The sequence below is a fragment of the Lysinibacillus sp. NPDC093712 genome, assembly GCF_050280025.1.
GTDB lineage: Bacteria > Bacillota > Bacilli > Bacillales_A > Planococcaceae > Lysinibacillus.
Genome location: NZ_JBNNUU010000004.1, coordinates 167,031 through 183,562 on the forward strand (window position 1 = coordinate 167,031; position 16,532 = coordinate 183,562).

11 protein-coding genes are annotated in these 16,532 nt (G+C 39.2%); 1 reads left to right on the forward strand and 10 read right to left on the reverse strand.

Annotation, left to right across the window (positions count from 1 at the left end):
• Positions 1-597 precede the first annotated feature (597 nt).
• The gene (locus ACQKNX_RS16330; protein WP_340821005.1) at positions 598-957 is read right to left on the reverse strand and encodes a response regulator; all 360 of its coding nucleotides are present in this window, start codon (positions 955-957) and stop codon (positions 598-600) included.
• Positions 958-1,111: 154 nt separating this feature from the next.
• Between ACQKNX_RS16330 and ACQKNX_RS16335 the strand changes: the two genes are divergently transcribed.
• Complete coding sequence (locus ACQKNX_RS16335) at positions 1,112-1,642, forward strand: DUF2529 family protein (RefSeq protein WP_427429788.1); 531 nt, start codon at positions 1,112-1,114, stop codon at positions 1,640-1,642.
• A 336-nt stretch (positions 1,643-1,978) separates the two neighbouring features.
• Here the strand turns inward: ACQKNX_RS16335 and ACQKNX_RS16340 are convergent, their stop codons facing one another.
• The 9 genes from ACQKNX_RS16340 to ACQKNX_RS16380 form a co-directional block, all read right to left on the reverse strand.
• The gene (locus ACQKNX_RS16340) at positions 1,979-3,571 is read right to left on the reverse strand and encodes a CTP synthase (RefSeq protein WP_427429789.1); all 1,593 of its coding nucleotides are present in this window, start codon (positions 3,569-3,571) and stop codon (positions 1,979-1,981) included.
• Between the two features lie 702 nt (positions 3,572-4,273).
• On the reverse strand, positions 4,274-4,816 hold the full coding sequence (rpoE, locus tag ACQKNX_RS16345) for a DNA-directed RNA polymerase subunit delta (RefSeq protein ID WP_427429790.1): 543 nt from the start codon (positions 4,814-4,816) through the stop codon (positions 4,274-4,276).
• Positions 4,817-5,280: 464 nt separating this feature from the next.
• Positions 5,281-8,529, reverse strand: coding sequence for a fused isobutyryl-CoA mutase/GTPase IcmF (icmF, locus tag ACQKNX_RS16350; RefSeq protein WP_427429791.1), 3,249 nt, complete (start codon positions 8,527-8,529; stop codon positions 5,281-5,283).
• A gap of 293 nt (positions 8,530-8,822) precedes the next feature.
• Positions 8,823-9,455: a TetR/AcrR family transcriptional regulator gene (locus ACQKNX_RS16355; protein WP_173478637.1), complete on the reverse strand. Its 633-nt coding sequence runs from the start codon at positions 9,453-9,455 to the stop codon at positions 8,823-8,825.
• A 3-nt stretch (positions 9,456-9,458) separates the two neighbouring features.
• Positions 9,459-10,595, reverse strand: coding sequence for an acyl-CoA dehydrogenase (locus ACQKNX_RS16360; RefSeq protein ID WP_427429792.1), 1,137 nt, complete (start codon positions 10,593-10,595; stop codon positions 9,459-9,461).
• Between the two features lie 95 nt (positions 10,596-10,690).
• Complete coding sequence (locus tag ACQKNX_RS16365) at positions 10,691-11,827, reverse strand: acyl-CoA dehydrogenase (protein ID WP_427429793.1); 1,137 nt, start codon at positions 11,825-11,827, stop codon at positions 10,691-10,693.
• A 198-nt stretch (positions 11,828-12,025) separates the two neighbouring features.
• Positions 12,026-12,877, reverse strand: a complete 852-nt coding sequence (locus ACQKNX_RS16370) for a 3-hydroxybutyryl-CoA dehydrogenase (protein ID WP_340826370.1) — start codon at positions 12,875-12,877, stop codon at positions 12,026-12,028.
• Positions 12,877-14,082: an acetyl-CoA C-acetyltransferase gene (locus ACQKNX_RS16375; RefSeq protein ID WP_427429794.1), complete on the reverse strand. Its 1,206-nt coding sequence runs from the start codon at positions 14,080-14,082 to the stop codon at positions 12,877-12,879. Before ACQKNX_RS16375 ends, ACQKNX_RS16370 begins: the two co-directional genes overlap by 1 nt.
• A gap of 200 nt (positions 14,083-14,282) precedes the next feature.
• Positions 14,283-16,517, reverse strand: coding sequence for a heterodisulfide reductase-related iron-sulfur binding cluster (locus tag ACQKNX_RS16380; protein WP_427429795.1), 2,235 nt, complete (start codon positions 16,515-16,517; stop codon positions 14,283-14,285).
• Positions 16,518-16,532 lie beyond the last annotated feature (15 nt).

Sequence of the window (16,532 nt, forward strand, 5' to 3'; positions counted from 1 at the left end):
AGCACCGATAGCGCAGGGCAACGTAGCGACAGGTGCCTTTTTTCAAAAGCACCTGAAAAGAAATTTCAGGTGCTTATATTTTAGCACCGATAGCGCAGGGCAACGTAGCGACAGGTGCCTTTTTTCAAAAGCACCTGAAAAGAAATTTCAGGTGCTTATATTTTAGCACCGATAGCGGAGGGCAACGTAGCGACAGGTGCCTTTTTTTCAAAAGCACCTGAAAAGAAATTTCAGGTGCTTATATTTTAGCACCGATAGCGGAGTCCTACGCAGCGACAGGTGCCTTTTTTCAAAAGCACCTGAAAAGAAATTTCAGGTGCTTATATTTTCTGCATCGAAAGCGTAGTGCAAACGCAGCGGCAGATGCCTCTTCTAATATAAAAGAAATTTTAGGTGCTTATATTTTAGCACCGATAGCGCAGGGCAACGTAGCGACAGGTGCCTTTTTTTCAAAAGCACCTGAAAAGAAATTTCAGGTGCTTATATTTTAGCACCGATAGCGGAGGGCAACGCAGCGATAATTATCATCCGCACCAACCTGCACCAACTATTTGGGCATATGTAAAAAACAGGCGGTGTTTGCCACTGCCTGTTTTTTTATGTGTTTAATGTTTTATTTACTGCATCACGTACTTCAAAAATATCGAATGGCTTAGTAAAGTAACGTATTGCCCCTAATTCCAATGCTTCCTGTACTACATCTAATTCACCGTAAGCGGTCATCATAAAGACAGGTAGTTGAGGCCATTTCTCTTTTAAACATTTTAAAATTTCTATGCCATCCATGCCAGGAATCTTCATATCTAGCAATACACAATCCATCGATTCTTCCTCTGCATAACGTAGTGCTTCAGCGCCATTAGCTGCTAAATATGTAACGTAACCTTCTTTTTTCAAAACTTCATTTAATAGCAAACGAATTCCCTGCTGATCATCAACAATTAGTAATCGTTTCACATTGCATTCCGCCCTTTTTGAATTATTATTTTGCACAAAGATATCTATATTATGTATTATTCTCCTTTTACAGCTTAATACCTTCTAGTATTATAAATTATCTACTTTTGCTTTATGGTTCACACATACATATAATATTGATTGAGGTGGAATCATGTCAAAAATATTAACAACACAGCTGAGCGGATTATTACAAAGAATAACACAAAGTGAAGAAGAATCTATTGAAGAAACAGCACGTTTACTTGCACAAGCAGCAATAGGAGAAGGAAATGTCTACTTTGCTTGTTTTGGCGAAATGCAAGTTGTCGAGTTAAATGCACTTCAAGGGGTTGAGCGTTTCGCTAAGCTACTCCCTTGGACAGAGCATACTGAAGTTAGTGAAGCCGATCGTATTTGTATTTTTACACGTAGTGCACACGATCAGGAAGCATTAGCATTAGCAAAAAAATTGAACGAACACTTTATTCCATTTGCAGCAGTAGCTAGTGAAGTAGAAAATGCAGAAAATCCATTAGCGGATTTAGCGTATACATATATCTCTACTCGTATGCGCGGAGGATTGTTACCTAATGATTTAGGTGAGCGCATTGTTGTACCGCATGCAATAGCTGCCCTATTCATTTATGAAGCTGTAAAAATCGCTTATGATGAAATGCTCGGACTGGATGATGAAGAGCTGTAAAGCTTCACTATATTAAAATTAAAGCGCTATACACAAAAGGCATCTAGAAGTTCATTTTTGGTGCCTTTTAGCATGTCTAAAAATGGAATTTATTTAACAACTTATGCAGTTGAATGAAGCAGACGATATCGACTTCTCGCTGGAACGTACATTTTCCAAGCCCTACCGGTGATTCCAGAAGGTTTATCGGCGATTTGCACTGACCTATCGGCGTTTCTCTGTGTTTATCGGCATGTTCCTTTGTTCTACAAAAAAATTGTAGACAAACTCGAAATTTCTCAAGTTTGTCTACAATCTGATGAATGTCTCGTCATTACGAGACATCTTTTTTTTATTTTATTTAAATGTTGCACCGATGAAATCACGGAATAATGGTTGTGGACGGTTTGGACGTGATACTAATTCTGGGTGGAACTGGCAAGCTACGAAGAAGTTGTTTTCTGGTAGCTCTATAATTTCCACTAATTTCCCATCTGGGCTTGTACCTGAGAATACAAGACCTGCCGCTTCCATTGCTTCACGGTATTCGTTATTAAATTCATAACGATGACGGTGACGCTCGTACACAAGCTCTTGACCGTAAGCATCTTTTGCTTTTGAGCCATCTTTTAACTTACATGGGTATAAACCTAAACGTAATGTACCACCAATGTCTACATTATCATTTTGATCTGGAAGGAAATCAATAATAGGATATTGTGTTTCCGCATCAAGCTCTGTGGAATGCGCTCCGTTTAAGCCAAGTACGTTACGAGCAAATTCTACTGTTGCTAGTTGCATACCTAAACAAATACCTAAAAACGGCACATTATTTTCACGAGCATACTGAGTTGCTAAAATTTTACCTTCAACGCCACGATCACCGAAGCCGCCTGGTACTAAAATGGCATCAGCATCTTTTAGTAATGATACAACATTGTCTGCATCTACATGCTCTGCGTTAATCCAATCAATTTCGATATCAGAGTTAAACGCATAACCTGCATGTTTTAACGCCTCTACAACTGAAATGTACGCATCTTGTAATTCAACATACTTACCTACTAATGCCACTTTTCGTTTATTTGGTAGGCTCTTCACTTTTGCAACAAGCTCGCGCCATTCTTCCATATCTGCCTCTGGTGCTTCAATTCCGAAATGATCAAGTACGATATCATCGAAATCTTGTGCATGAAGATTTAATGGTACTTCATATAAATGCTCTGCATCACGAGATTCGATAATTTCATGAGGTTGAACGTCACAGAATAATGCTAATTTTTCTTTCATTTCTTCTGGTACTTCTTGTTCTGTACGCACAACGATAATATTTGGTTGAATTCCTAAAGAACGTAATTCTTTAACAGAATGTTGTGTTGGTTTTGTTTTTAATTCCCCGGCAGCTTTAATGTAAGGAATTAACGTACAGTGAACATACATTACATTGTTATGGCCTAAATTTGTTTTCATTTGACGAATAGCTTCTAGGAATGGTAGTGATTCAATATCGCCTACAGTTCCTCCAACCTCTGTAATAACAACATCTGCGTTCGTTTCACGTCCTGCGCGTTGGATACGTTCTTTAATTTCATTTGTAATATGAGGAATTACTTGAACTGTTCCGCCGTTATAGTCACCACGACGTTCTTTTTGTAATACAGATTGATATACGCGACCAGATGTTACAGTTGAATGTTTGCCTAGGTTAATGTCAATGAAGCGCTCATAGTGACCTAAGTCCAAATCAGCCTCAGCACCATCATCTGTAACGAACACCTCACCATGTTGATATGGACTCATTGTACCTGGGTCAATATTGATATACGGGTCAAATTTTTGAATCGTTACTTCTAACCCACGGTTTTTTAATAAACGTCCTAGAGATGCTGCTACAATCCCTTTTCCAAGTGATGACACAACCCCACCTGTTACAAAAATATACTTTGTCATGAAAAATTCCTCCTTATGTTGTACTAGATCTTGTTAGTAAAAAAAGTATATTGCGTCCATCCATTCTGTCATACCGCTTACCGATTGCCTAATTGCAGGAAGGAAATGTAAACTGACAACACAAATGTATGGACATGAATAAGAAACATCATGCTTTCCTATCCCTAAAATAAGAAAAGCCGAGAATGCCTACATTTAAATGCAGTCGATTCGAAGCTGTAATCGTTTCTATATCTTTTTTACTTTTCTAAATTGTTCTTCGTAGTAAAACTTTCATAGTTAGCATCGCCTATCGGCAATCTAATTATTATCGCTATGAGAAGCTTTACCATATAACTCAGTCACCGATTAATATACATAATGATTAGTTTACCACTTTCGTATTCAAATCATTATTTATTAGCATGGGAGAGCTTGACTGATTATTCATTACATCTCGGCGATTACTTCCAAATTTTATTCGAGCCTGGTCAAAAAGCTCCTCTTAAAATCGTTAATATTCGCCTTGATCTTTAACTTGATTCAGCAAGTTAAAAACAAAAAAAACGCCCCTCCTGCATAGGTTTGCAGGGGGAGCGTATTATATACACGGTCTTTCTCCTTTTTTTAAGGAGCCCAAGTAAAAGATTAAACGGTACCGTGAAATAAGTCAAGAATTTTTAATACAAGTAAAAAAGTAAGAAAATTCAAAGCGTGTTTGTGTTACACTTCTTCCTCTTCTTCTTCTTCGAACTCTTCCTCATCTTCAATGAAATCTTCATCAATTTCATCCTCGATGTCTTCTATATCTTCTTCCTCGAAGTCAATATCTTCTTTTTCTCCATCGATATCTTCTTCTTCCTCTTCTTCTTCTTCAACGAACTCTTCATAATCCTCATCGAAGTCAACTTCATCTTCTTCTAAATCTTCTTCTAAATCATCATCATCAAGAGTAGCTTTAGATTTTTTCTTGTGTGTTTTCACAGATGGAGCTGTTTCTTCTTCGATTTGTTCTACTTTAAACCATTCGCGCAAGCCCCAACCAGTTTCTTGATTAAATAAGAAACGTCCATCAACGTTCATATCAGTGTAGAATTGCAGTAGGCGTGATTTAATTTCTTCATCACTATAGCCAACTAGCTCTTTAATAATTGTAAGCAGGTCATTAAATGACACTGAAGCACGTTTTTCAGTTAAAATTGCATAAGTTAAGTTAATTAACGATTCTTCCGTTAATTGTTCCTTTGTCATTTCACGAAAATTCAATTCGTGCACTTCCTTCCTCTCATCACAATGGACGTTTTAAAATTAAATAGTGCTTTATTTTCGGAGCGCAGCTAAAAAAGACCGCACAAAAGTAACTTTCCATACCATAAGCATAATACCCATTATATACAATGTTTTAGTCTCATTGCTAGCTTCAATTACTGTTTTTTATATTACACATTTTTTTTATCCCTAGAAAAAATAAATAAATCGATAATAACAATAAAGGAATAGCGCCAATTTGCTTATTATACAGGAAAATAACTCCTAATACTAAAGCTAAAATAATAATGTAGTGAATTATTGATTTCATCCTCTACTGCGCCCCCTCTTTTTTACATTTCTATTATAACGAAAATGAAAAGAAGTGCCTAATCGTATGACTAGACACTTTAAAATACAGCAGCATGTCGGATAAACTAGCATTTACGTTCCATAAATTAGCAAATTATCATCTACTTGTTTTACATATTGCGACGGAACTGTCCACCAACTTCATATAAAGCCTTTGTAATTTGTCCTAGGCTAGCTACTTTTACGGTTTCCATTAGTTCTTCGAAAATATTACCATTGTTTACAGCTACCTCTTGTAAGCGGGCAATTGCTGCTTCTGTTTGTCCTTCATGTTGTTGCCAGAACAATTGCAAATTACGAATTTGCGTTTCTTTTTCTTCTGACGATGCACGTGCAATTTCCATGTTGTCGATTGCATCATCTGTTGGTGGATTCGGATTTAAGTATGTGTTTACCCCAATTATCGGTAATTCACCCGAATGCTTTAACATTTCATAATGCATCGATTCTTCTTGAATTTTTCCGCGTTGATATTGTGTTTCCATAGCACCTAGTACACCACCGCGATCATTAATACGATCAAACTCCTCTAGTACAGCTTCCTCTACTAAATCTGTTAATTCTTCAACGATAAATGCCCCCTGTAATGGGTTTTCATTTTTCGCTAAACCATGCTCTTTCGTAATAATCATTTGAATTGCCATAGCTCGACGTACAGATTCCTCTGTTGGAGTAGTTATTGCTTCATCATATGCATTTGTATGCAATGAATTACAATTGTCCTGCAATGCCATAAGTGCTTGTAACGTTGTACGAATATCATTGAAGTCAATTTCTTGTGCATGCAAACTACGGCCAGAAGTTTGGACATGATACTTAAGCTTTTGAGCACGTTCATTTGCCCCGTATTTATTGCGCATAACAACTGCCCAAATACGACGAGCAACACGGCCTATCACGGTATATTCTGGATCTAATCCATTTGAGAAGAAGAATGATAGATTTGGCGCGAAATCGTCGATATTCATACCACGACTTAAATAGTATTCAACATACGTAAAGCCGTTTGCGAGTGTAAACGCTAGCTGGGAAATTGGATTGGCTCCAGCCTCTGCAATATGATAGCCCGAAATGGAAACAGAGTAGTAGTTACGTACTTTTTTGTCGATAAAATACTGCTGAATGTCGCCCATCATTCTTAGAGCAAATTCCGTAGAGAAAATACATGTATTTTGCCCTTGGTCTTCTTTTAAAATATCTGCCTGTACCGTACCACGCACAACTTGTAATGTTTTCGCATGCGTCTCTGTAAATTCTTCAACTGTCAAAGGTCTACCAAGTTCTGCTTCACGCAGCTTTACTTGCTGATCAATCGCTGTGTTCATAAACATCGCCAAAATAATTGGCGCAGGTCCATTGATTGTCATAGATACAGAGGTAGAAGGTGCACATAGGTCAAAACCTGCATAGAGCTTCTTCATATCTTCAAGCGTACAAATCGAGACACCTGATTCTCCAACTTTTCCATAAATATCTGGACGGTAATCAGGGTCCTCACCGTATAACGTAACCGAATCAAACGCTGTTGATAAACGCTTTGCATCATCGTCTTTCGATAAATAATGGAAGCGTTTATTTGTTCGCTCTGGTGTACCCTCTCCAGCAAATTGTCGCTTCGGATCTTCACCTTCACGTTTGAACTGGAACACACCTGCAGTATATGGGAATTCGCCTGGTACATTTTCACGATACACCCAACGTAAAATTTCTCCATAGTCAACAAACTTCGGTAGTACAACTTTCGGTATTTTTGTCCCTGAAAGACTCGTTGTTTTTAAAATTGTACGAATTTCCTTATCGCGCACCTTCGTTACAAATTCATCTCCAGCATACGCTTCTTTTAAAGCTTGCCAATTATCTAAAATACGCTTAGACTCTGCTGTTAATTCGTCACGGACACCTTCCGCTAAAGATGTAAGCGATGCGACAAGTGCATCATCTGGTGCCTTTTCTTTCACTGCTACGATGGCGCCCTCTAGTTGGAATAGGCGACGAGCAAATGCAACTTGTTGCTCTGTTTTTTTATGATATCCACGCACTGTATCTGTTATTTCGCGTAGATAATAACGGCGATCATTCGGAATAATAACATCCTGTTTTTGCGTTTTAGCAAATTGCTCATAGCCTGTTACCCAGTCACTACCTGTTTTTTCGTTAATAATATGAACTAATGCAGCAAATAAAGCATTCGTTCCTTTATCATTAAATTGACTAGCGATCGTACCATAAACTGGCATTTTATCAATTGGCTCATCCCAAAGTTCTCGTGAACGTTGGTATTGCTTTTGCACCTGACGTAGCGCATCTTCTGAGCCTTTTCGTTCGAACTTATTGATAGCAATAACATCTGCAAAATCAATCATATCTATTTTCTCAAGCTGAGTCGGTGCACCAAATTCACTCGTCATAACGTACATGGATAGATCCGTGTAATTTGTAATTTCTGCATCTCCTTGACCAATTCCGCTTGTTTCAACAATAATTAAATCGTAGCCGGCTACACGCACGACATCTAACACATCACCAATAGAAGCGGAGAGCTCTGTACGAGAACCACGTGTCGCTAAACTTCGCATATAAACACGGTTATTGAAAATGGCATTCATACGAATGCGATCCCCTAATAATGCACCACCCGTTTTTTGCTTTGTTGGATCGACTGATAAAATCGCTACGCGTTTATCCGGGAATTCTTTCAAGAAACGACGGATGAGCTCATCTGTTAAAGAAGATTTACCTGCACCACCTGTGCCTGTAATCCCTAAAATTGGTGTTCCTTTTGAGCGTTTACGTGCTTCCACTAACATCTTTTTCGTTTCTTCATCATCATTCGATTCAGCAGCCGTTATTAAGTTTGCCAATAATTCTGGTGTCTCTGTCGTTAAAGTATCAAGCTTTTCTAAATAGTCGCCTGTTGCAGTTGGAAAATCAGTTCCTTTAATTTGCTCATTAATCATTCCTTGCAGCCCTAGAACTCGACCATCTTCAGGTGAGAAAATACCCGCAATGCCATAAGCATGTAACTCTTTAATTTCACGTGGCAAAATAACACCACCACCGCCGCCATATATTTTAATATGCGGTGCCCCTTTTTCGCGCAGTAAATCAAACATATATTTAAAGTATTCCATATGGCCACCTTGATAAGAAGACAAAGCAATACCTTGAGCATCTTCTTGAATCGCAGCATTAACGACTTCTTCTACTGAGCGATTATGTCCAAGATGGATAACTTCCACACCGCTTGATTGTAAAATGCGTCGCATAATATTGACCGAAGCATCATGTCCATCAAAAAGACTTGATGCTGTTACAAAACGTACGTGATTTTTTGGACGATACACTTCTACCTTTGTCATATGAAACCCCCACTTTCTCCCCTTAGTAAACCTTTTCATGGATGTTTAAGTTAATTTCAATTCATATTATTTTCAAGCGCAGCATTTGCTCAATGCAGACACTTCCCGCAGGCAAGCATCGAGCTACTTCCGCTTCACTTGTTCATATTTCTTTTTAGAAAAACTACTTATGAAATTGACCCGTTTGTATGGTTTTGTCGTTATTATGAGCTTTCTGCCATACAAAATCATGAAAAAAATCGGTAATTGCAATGTCGCTTTATGCAATTACCGACGAACCCCTTTGGAACTTATTAAAACCCCTTAATGCCTGAAATGAACAATGTTGTTTGCATTTCGATATACTCATCAAGTGAATGCTGACGATGCAGCGCCCATTTGCGGAACGCCCAGCTTTGTCCTTGAACAACTAAATTATTCGCTGCCAAATGAATTTGCTTATCAGTCATCGTTAGTTCCCCTGACTGCACACAGCGTTGCAACAGCCTTTCAAAAGTGGCAACCATCTCAAACTCTTTACCGAAAACATAACGCTGTGCTTCTTTGGATAATGATTTCGTTTCCTGATACATAATTGTTAATTCATCAACCATGCTATCAATTTGTAAGAAATACTCACGAATCATTTCTTTTAACTCTTCTATCGTACCTGCTTTTATTTCATAGCTTGATAGTCGCTCCATCGCATGGTGGTAGATGCTATCACAGACGAGGTAAAGTACATCTTCTTTCGTACGAATATACTCATATAATGTACCAATACTAAAACCTGCTGCTTTTGCAATTTCTCTTGTTGTCGCACGATGGAAACCTTTTTCTTTAAATAATTTAATGGCACCTTGAATCATTTGTTCTCGGCGAATGGCAATGAGATTTTCGTCTTTCACGGTTGACTGGACTTGGGGCCTTTTGTTTTTTTCTGTCATAAATTATTTCGTCAACATACGTGAGATAACAAGACGTTGAATCTCTTGTGTACCTTCGTAAATCTGTGTAATTTTTGCATCGCGCATATAGCGTTCTACTGGATAATCTTTCGTATAACCATAACCGCCAAAAACTTGAACCGCTTCAGTTGTGACGCTCATTGCTGTATCACCAGCCATTAACTTCGCCATTGCCGATGCCTTACCATATGGAAGACCATTCGTCTCTAACCAAGCAGCTTGGTATGTAAGAAGACGAGATGCTTCAATTTGTGTTGCCATATCAGCTAATTTAAAGGAAACACCTTGGTTTGCCGTAATTGGCTTACCGAATTGTACACGCTCTTTTGCATAGTCAACCGCAGCATCTAATGCTCCTTGGGCAATCCCCACAGCCTGTGCAGCAATGCCGTTACGACCACCATCAAGTGTTGTCATAGCAATTTTAAAACCTTCTCCTTCAGCCCCAAGTAGGTTTTCTTTTGGCACACGGCAGTTATCGAAAATAATTTCTGTTGTTGGTGATGAACGAATCCCTAGCTTTTTCTCCTTTTTACCAACAGAAAAGCCTTCGTAGCCAGCTTCAACGATAAAAGCAGAAGTACCGTTTTTCGCTTCTGGATCTGTTACAGCAAATACGATATATGTATCTGCTACTCCACCATTTGTAATAAAAATCTTTGAACCATTTAAAATATAATCATCGCCATCACGTTTTGCGTATGTTTTCATCCCACCCGCATCAGATCCAGATGCTGGCTCTGTTAAGCCATAAGCACCGATATGTTTGCCCTCTGCCATTGGTCGAAGATATTTTTGTTTTTGTTCTTCATTGCCAAATTTATATAGTGGCCAACCAGCAAGGGATGTATGAGCTGATAATGTTACGCCTGTAGAAGCACATACACGCGATAATTCCTCAACAGCAATTACATAAGCAAGATAATCAAAACCTGCACCGCCGTATTCTTCTGGCCACGGAATCCCTGTTAAACCTAACTCAGCCATTTTGTCGAAAATTGCACGATCAAATTCCTCATTTTCATCGCGTTCCGCTGCTGATGGTGCTACCTCGTTTAAAGCAAAGTCGCGAATCATTTCACGTAATTGTTCATGTTCTTCTGTTAATTGAAAGTTCATTGTCCATTTCCCCTTTAATTTTAATGAATTTCATCTAAGACTTCATTGGATTCCTAATAAGCACGTGTGCACTAACTCTTTTACAATGTTGCTCTCTATTTAATTAAATGTTTGCTTATAACGAGTTTTTGTATTTCACTTGTACCTTCGTAAATTTCAGTCACTTTGGCATCACGGAAATAACGTTCTACCGGATAATCCTCCGTGTAACCGTAGCCTCCAAAAATTTGTACAGCTTCAATCGCTGTTTGTACGGCTGTACGTGAAGCGAAGAGCTTTGCCATCGAAGCTTCTGCTCCACATGGTAAACCTTTCGCACGTAAATCAGCTGCTCGATACACAAGCAGTTTTGACGCTTCCACAGTTGTCGCCATATCAGCAAGCTTAAAGCCGACTCCTTGTTGTGCTGAAATAGGTTTACCAAATTGCACACGCTCTTTGGCATAGCTAGTTGCTGCTTCAAGTGCCGCTTCAGCGATTCCTAAAGCTTGTGCTGCAATTCCTATGCGTCCAACATCCAAATTAGCCATTGCTATTTTGAAGCCTTCCCCTTCCTCCCCAAGAAGGTTTCCACATGGAATTCGACAGTTATCAAATGTTAATTGGACTGTACGTGAACCATGTAGGCCCATTTTATGTTCATCCTTACCAATAATTAAGCCCGGTGTGCCCTTTTCAACAATAAATGCTGAGATGCCACGTGTTTTTTCAGCTTGATTGGTTGAGGCAAAAACGATATAAACATCCGCTTCGCCTCCGTTTGTGATAAATACTTTTGAGCCGTTAATAACATATTCATCACCATCACGTATCGCTTTTGATTGTAGTGAGCCTGCATCTGAACCTGCGCCTGGCTCAGTTAAACAAAATGCGCCTAAATATTCACCCGCAGCTAACTTCGGAACATAACGCTTTTTCTGCTCATCATTACCAAAATAAATAATAGGATTCGTACCTACTGAAGTATGTACTGATAAAATAACTCCCATTACTGCACTAACTTTTGATAGTTCATTGATAGCGATGATGTATGATGTAAAATCCATTGCAGAGCCACCTAGTTCTTCTGGCGTTGTAATCCCCATTAAACCTAGCTCACCCATCTGTTGCAGGAGTTCACGTGGAAACTCTCCTGCCTCCATACGTTCTACCCACGGTGCAATCTTCTCTTGTGAGAAACTTCGCACCATATCACGCATCATTAACTGCTCATCTGTAAATTGTAAATGCATCTATAATGTCACCCCTCTATGCTGTCACGTTGCATTACATTTTAATTTGATTTAGCATTCATCTTCTAGCTGAATCAAGTTATAGTCCTCAGCGGTTGTCACAGATTTTGAAAAGCTTTTCAAATAGACTCGAAAAAATCTGGACTAAATTATACCGAGACGTAAGTAATTAATTTGAATCTTCCCATCCCCATAGGATTATTCGTAAACGTAAAAGCCTCTTCCTGATTTTTTACCAAGCCAGCCTGCTGCTACATATTTCCGTAATAAAGGACAAGGTCTGTACTTACTATCACCTAAGCCCTCATGTAAAATTTCCATAATTGATAAACATGTATCTAAACCGATAAAGTCCGCTAATGTTAAAGGCCCCATTGGATGATTCATGCCGAGCTTCATAACATCATCAATTGCTTCCTTCGTTGCAACACCTTCATATAACGCATAAATTGCTTCATTTATCATTGGCAGTAAAATACGGTTTGCAATAAAGCCTGGGAAGTCATTTACTTCCACTGGTGTTTTTGATAGCTGTACAGTCATTCCTTCCACAGCTTTGTATACTTCGTCAGTTGTAGCTAAACCTCTAATAATTTCAACAAGCTTCATGACAGGTACTGGATTCATAAAATGCATGCCAATCACTTGCTCTGGTCTGTTAGTGACAGCTGCAATTTCTGTAATTGGCAGCGATGATGTATTTGTCGCAAGAATGGCATGTGCCGGTGCAATTGCATCTAATTGCTTGAAAATAGATTGCTTTACTTCCATGTTTTCTACTGCTGCTTCGATAATAATATCTACATCACTAGCATCCTCTAAATCTAGTGACATCTTGATACGACCTAAAATAGCCGTTTTTTCATCTTCGGTTTTACGTCCTTTTTCTACATCACGCGTTAAGTTTTTCGTAATAACGCCTATGCCACGCTCAAAAAACGGTTGTTTTATATCATTCAATAAAACATCATAGCCTGCCTGCGCACAAACTTGTGCAATTCCTGAGCCCATTTGCCCAGCACCAATCACCATTACCTTTTGGATTCCCATCATTCATGTCCCCTTTGTTTTGGTACTTCAATCATGATTGCATCGCCCTGCCCTCCGCCAGAGCAGATTGCAGCAATACCGATTCCTCCACCACGACGCTTTAACTCATGTGCTAGTGTTAATATAATGCGTGCACCAGAAGCGCCTATAGGATGGCCAAGTGCCACTGCACCACCATTAACATTCACTTTTTCTGCATCTAGGTCGGCAAGTTGTTTGCTAATAAGAGCCACTGCTGCAAAGGCTTCATTGATTTCAATGACATCGATGTCAGCTAATGTTTTCCCCGTCTTTTTTAGCAGGCTATTAATAACGAGACCTGGTGTTTGCGGGAAATTTTCAGGCTCAATTGAAATTTCCGCATGCCCGATAATTACGGCAAGTGGTTCTCTTCCTTCGCGCATTGCACGTTCTTCACTCATTACAACGAGTGCACATGCCCCATCATTGACGCCAGGAGCATTGCCAGCTGTAATTGAACCATCCTTTTCAAAAGCTGGTTTAAGCTTAGCAAGCACATCCTGTGTAGTACCTGGTCTTGGCGCTTCATCAGTATCTACTACGAGCGGCTCACCTTTACGCTGTGCAATTTGCACAGGTACAATTTCCTCAGCGAAATAGCCTTGTTCAATTGCGGCAAGAGCACGTTCATGACTGCGAACAGCCCATGCGTCTTGTTCTTGACGACTTAATGAAAATTCGATTGCAGCCTTATTGCCATAGCTCCCCATTGGTGGTCTTGCTTCATTAAAGGCACAAGTTAACCCATCATAAAGCATTCCATCTACCATTGTAGAATCACCCATACGTAGTCCAGTACGACCATTTAGAAGATAATACGGTGCGTTGGACATAGACTCCATACCGCCAGCGACAATCACTTCCTCGTCCCCTAAACGAATTAACTGATCAGCTAAAGTTACAGCGCGCATCCCCGACGCACAAACTTTATTAATCGTCTCTGTTTTGACTGCTACAGGCAAATCTGCTTTTAGGGCAGCCTGTCTTGACGGTATTTGTCCTTGCCCACCTTGTAAAACAGTACCTAAAATCACTTCATCCACTGCATCTGGTGCTATATTTGCTCTTTCAAGTGCACCTGTAATGGCGATTGCACCTAAATCACTTGCGTTAAGTGCGGAAAGTGATCCAGCAAATTTACCAAATGCCGTTCTTGCTCCTGCTAAAATTACAGCTCTATTCAAGTAAAACACCCCTTTTGTTTTACGTTTATCGAAGAAGCATCAAAGCGATCTCCATTGACTGAACGCTCGCTCGACTCTTCCCGATAAAAAAATGGGAGTTATTAAGCAACTCCCATTTCTAATTAATCTTATTCTACAAAACAATTAATTATTGTGCAATTTATATTTTTCAGATAAAGAAAATATTTCTACAATAATTATTATTTCTCTGCGTTTAACTCTTCATTCTTGTTTTTCTCCGGAAATTCCACTGAAGCTACTACTTCTTCTAGCACCTCTGCTGTTACTTCTTCGTCACTCTCTGTCACAGCCTTTACTTTTTCACCAAATACAGAGCGTTCTAACAATTCTGCGACATCGAACGTACTAATCGTATCTTCAACCTCTTTTGCCTTCGTGCCATCTTCTAACATTGTTAAGCAGTACGGACATCCTGAAGATATTACAGAAGCGTTCGTTGCTAAAGCTTGCTCTGTTCGCGCAACGTTAATGCGATTGCCGACATGCTCTTCCATCCACATTAAGCCACCACCTGCGCCACAGCACATTGCCGTTTCGCGATTACGTTCCATTTCCACCAGCTTGACGCCTGGAATGCCTCGTAAAATTTCACGTGGTGCATCGTATACATCATTGTAACGACCTAAATAACAAGAGTCGTGGAATACAATTGTTTCATCCACTTCATGATTCAATACTAAACGATTTTCCTCTATCAATTCATTTAGTAATTCAGTATGATGATAAACCTCGCCTTTCCAACCAAAATCTTGATATTCATTTTTAAAGATATTGTATGCATGCGGATCAATCGTTACAATTTTCTTCACATCATTTTTCTCAAATTCATCGATATTTGCTGTCGCTAGCTCTTGGAATAAAAACTCATTTCCTAAACGACGAGGTGTATCTCCAGAGTTTTTCTCTTTATTTCCTAAAATAGCAAACTTCACGCCCGCCTCGTTTAATAGACGACAGAACGCTAGTGCAATTTTTTGTGATCGATTATCAAATGCACCCATAGAGCCTACCCAGAATAAGTACTCCATTTCTCCGCCTGATTTTTTCAATTCTTTCACTGTTGGAATATTGATCGTTGGATCTAAGTCACGCCAGTTTTCTTTTTCTTTTCTATTTAGTCCCCAAGGATTTCCTTGACGTTCTATATTTGTCATTGCGCGTTGAGCATCAGAGTTTACTTTCCCTTCCGTCATCGTTAAGTAACGACGTAGGTCAATGATTTTATCGACATGCTCATTCATGACTGGACATTGATCCTCACAGTTACGGCAAGTTGTACATGCCCAAATCTCTTCCTCTGTAATAACGTCGCCGATTAATGAAGGGCTATAAATATCCTCAATAACTGCTCCTTCAGCACCAGCTGCCATCGCAAGTTGATTACCCTTTGTATGTGCAAAAAATTGATATGGCACCCAAGGTTTTTGCTTTGTTACTACCGCACCTGTGAACGTTAAATGATCACGAAGCTTAACGATTAAATCCATTGGTGACAGCATTTTCCCTGTTCCTGTTGCAGGACACATATTTGTACAACGCCCACATTCTACACAAGAATATAAATCAAGCATTTGCTTTTGTGTAAAATCTTGAATACGTCCTACACCAATAGATGGGATATCTTCTTCATTTTCAGCATTCTCACCTGCTTCTTCAAGCGCCTCAAAGTCAATCGGTGTCAATGTACCTGTGCGATCTAAACGATTCATGTACACATTAAGTGGGCTGACAATCAAGTGGAAATGCTTCGATTGTGGCACATAAATTAAAAACGTCAGTAAAATCAATAAATGAGCCCACCATGAAATATAGAAAATAGTCGCTGCTGCCGTTGTTGGCAAAAAGCCAAAAATAGCTGCAATGCTTGAAGCAATAGGCTCAGTATACGTTAAACCTTCTCCATGCCAGATAAGGCCCATACCGTTTGCTAATAATGTTGAAAGCATTAAGCCTCCAATAAAAATTAAGACAAGCCCATTTTTCCAGCCTCGTTTTAGACGTACTAGTTTTTCTACATAGCGGCGATAAAATGCCCATACTACGGCTACTAAAATCATTAATACGACTAGCTCTTGGAAGAAAGTGAATACACTATAGAACATCCCAAGTGGTAAATGCGACCCAGGAGCTAACCCCTTCCAAATTAAATCGATGGCTCCTAACTGAACCATTAAGAAGCCGTAAAAGAACATAACGTGAATTAAACCACTTTTAGGATCCTTTAATAGCTTATTTTGACCAAACACATTCACCATTAAATAACGAATACGTTCTTGGACACTTTCATCAAACTCAACCTTTTTCCCCAGTTGTACGAATTTATAGCGTGTTTTTAACAGATAGATAAATAACCCTACTGCATAAAGCACAACCACGATTGTTAGAACAATGTTTGTAATAACTAATGGACTCATGGTTGGTCCCCCCTT

Coding starts and splice junctions, on each gene's coding strand:
- ACQKNX_RS16335 (WP_427429788.1), top strand. CDS start 1,112: ATGTCAAAAATATTAACAACACAGCTGAGCGGATTATTACAAAGAATA.
- ACQKNX_RS16340 (WP_427429789.1), bottom strand. CDS start 3,571: ATGACAAAGTATATTTTTGTAACAGGTGGGGTTGTGTCATCACTTGGA.
- icmF (WP_427429791.1), bottom strand. CDS start 8,529: ATGACAAAGGTAGAAGTGTATCGTCCAAAAAATCACGTACGTTTTGTA.
- ACQKNX_RS16355 (WP_173478637.1), bottom strand. CDS start 9,455: ATGACAGAAAAAAACAAAAGGCCCCAAGTCCAGTCAACCGTGAAAGAC.
- ACQKNX_RS16360 (WP_427429792.1), bottom strand. CDS start 10,595: ATGAACTTTCAATTAACAGAAGAACATGAACAATTACGTGAAATGATT.
- ACQKNX_RS16365 (WP_427429793.1), bottom strand. CDS start 11,827: ATGCATTTACAATTTACAGATGAGCAGTTAATGATGCGTGATATGGTG.
- ACQKNX_RS16370 (WP_340826370.1), bottom strand. CDS start 12,877: ATGGGAATCCAAAAGGTAATGGTGATTGGTGCTGGGCAAATGGGCTCA.
- ACQKNX_RS16380 (WP_427429795.1), bottom strand. CDS start 16,517: ATGAGTCCATTAGTTATTACAAACATTGTTCTAACAATCGTGGTTGTG.